Consider the following 2,339-nt stretch of genomic DNA (forward strand, 5'->3'; position numbering starts at 1 on the left):
ACGCAGGACGTAAGGTCCGACGACCTGACTTAACCTTTGGAACCTTTGATCACAATGTTCCAACGGTCAATATTTTTGATATTCGAGATGTGATTTCAAAAGCCCAGATTGATAAATTAGCTGAGAATGTGGTGGACTTTGGGATTGATCATGCTGCCCATGGTTCTGCTAAGCAAGGAATCGTTCATATGGTGGGCCCTGAAACCGGTCGGACCCAGCCTGGGAAATTTATTGTCTGTGGAGACAGCCATACCGCAACCCACGGAGCCTTTGGTGCCATTGCCTTTGGGATTGGAACCAGTGAAGTGGAGCATGTTTTTGCCACCCAAACCATCTGGCAAGTCAAACCAAAGAAAATGTTGGTTGAATTCACCGGAACACCACAAAAAGGGATCTATTCAAAGGATTACATCCTAGCTTTGATAGCGCGCTACGGTGTTGCTTGTGGAGTTGGCTATGTCGTAGAGTATCGGGGAGAAGCAATTGATCGGTTGACTATGGAAGAACGCATGACCATCTGTAACATGTCAATCGAGTTCGGGTCCAAAATGGGGATCATGAATCCAGATGAGACGACCTTTGACTACCTCCGAGGACGCGAATGTGTGCCAGAAGATTTTGAGGCTGCAGTAGCTGATTGGAAGACTCTGGTTAGTGATGACGACGCCGTTTATGATAAGGTCATCCGTATGGATGTATCTGATCTTGCTCCGATGGTGACTTGGGGGACCAATCCTTCAATGGGAGTGGACTTTGAGACTCCATTTCCAGAGATTCGGGACATGAATGATGAACGGGCTTATCATTATATGGATCTTGAACCTGGCCAAAAACCAGCAGACATTGAATTAGGCTATATCTTTATCGGTTCTTGTACCAATGCGCGTCTCAGCGATTTGGAGTTGGCAGCCAAGTTTGTGAAAGGCAAAAAAATTGCGCCAAACTTAACTGCTATTGTGGTACCTGGCTCTCGTCCGGTTAAGCAAGCCGCCGAAAAATTAGGCTTAGACAAGATCTTTATGGATGCGGGCTTTGAATGGCGTGATCCAGGATGTTCCATGTGTCTAGGAATGAACCCAGACAAGGTTCCAGATGGGGTCCATTGTGCCTCTACTAGCAACCGGAACTTTGAAGACCGCCAAGGATTTGGGGCTAAAACCCATCTCTGTAGCCCAGCAATGGCCGCTGCAGCAGCAATCGCCGGTCGCTTTGTCGACGTGCGCCAAATGCCAGAAGTTGAGTAAAAGGAGGAAGTATGGAGAAATTTACCATTTATACAGGAACTACGGTTCCTTTGATGAACGATAATATTGATACCGACCAAATCCTCCCCAAGCAATTTTTAAAGTTGATTGATAAAAAAGGTTTTGGAAAATACCTCATGTATGCTTGGCGCTATTTGGATAACCAATATACTGAGGATCCAGATTTTATCTTTAACAAGCCAGAATACCGCAAGGCGACCATTTTGATCACTGGGGACAATTTTGGGGCTGGTTCCTCTCGGGAGCACGCGGCCTGGGCTTTAGCTGATTATGGCTTTAAAGTCGTTATCGCCGGATCTTTCGGAGATATCCATTACAATAATGAGCTTAATAATGGCATGCTGCCGATTGTCCAACCGCTAGAGGTTCGTCAACAATTGGCAAGTTTGAAGCCGACAGATCTAGTGACGGTGGATTTGGAAGAGCAGAAGATCATCTCACCTGTTGGAGAGTTTCGCTTTGAGATCGATCAAGATTGGAAGCACAAATTGCTCAACGGCTTGGATGATATCGGGATTACGCTTCAGTACGAAGACTTGATCGCAGCTTATGAGAAGAACCGGCCAGCTTACTGGCAATGATAAAATTGTATACTGAATTACGAATTTTCTGAAAATATATTGAATTTGAGACTATTTTTTGATACAATACTAAAAAGAATAGAAAAGGAAAGAGACTTATGACAAAACACATTCAATGGGACGGACAACTTTCACAAGAAGGATTTGACATTCTTAAAGGAGAGGGTGGCTGTATCGTCTGCCCTACCAAAGTTGGCTACATCATCATGACCAGTGACAAGGCTGGCTTGGAACGTAAATTCGAAGCCAAAGAACGCAACCGTAACAAACCAGGTGTGGTTCTCTGCGGAAGCATGGATGAACTTCGTGCCCTTGCGCAATTGAATCCTGAAATCGAAGCCTTCTACCAAAAACATTGGGATGAAGATATCTTGCTTGGTTGTATCCTTCCTTGGCGTGAAGATGCCTATGCAAAATTGCAAGCTTTCGGAGATGGACGTGAAGAACTCATGACAGACGTTCGTGGAACTTCATGCTTTGTCATCAAATCTGG

Annotated in this window: 3 protein-coding genes; all 3 read left to right on the top strand. The window is 45.0% G+C overall.

Features of this window, described 5'->3' with window-relative positions; genetic code table 11:
- Positions 1-1,244 (top strand): 3-isopropylmalate dehydratase large subunit (gene leuC, locus SPADD19_RS06155; RefSeq protein WP_061455531.1); only part of this gene is annotated, 1,244 nt, incomplete at its 5' end.
- Positions 1,245-1,255: 11 nt separating this feature from the next.
- Positions 1,256-1,846, top strand: coding sequence for a 3-isopropylmalate dehydratase small subunit (gene leuD, locus SPADD19_RS06160; protein ID WP_061455532.1), 591 nt, complete (start codon positions 1,256-1,258; stop codon positions 1,844-1,846).
- Positions 1,847-1,944: 98 nt separating this feature from the next.
- Positions 1,945-2,339 (top strand): L-threonylcarbamoyladenylate synthase (locus tag SPADD19_RS12690; protein ID WP_241496498.1); only part of this gene is annotated, 395 nt, incomplete at its 3' end.

This window comes from Streptococcus parasanguinis, from assembly GCF_001578955.1.
Classification (GTDB): domain Bacteria; phylum Bacillota; class Bacilli; order Lactobacillales; family Streptococcaceae; genus Streptococcus; species Streptococcus parasanguinis_U.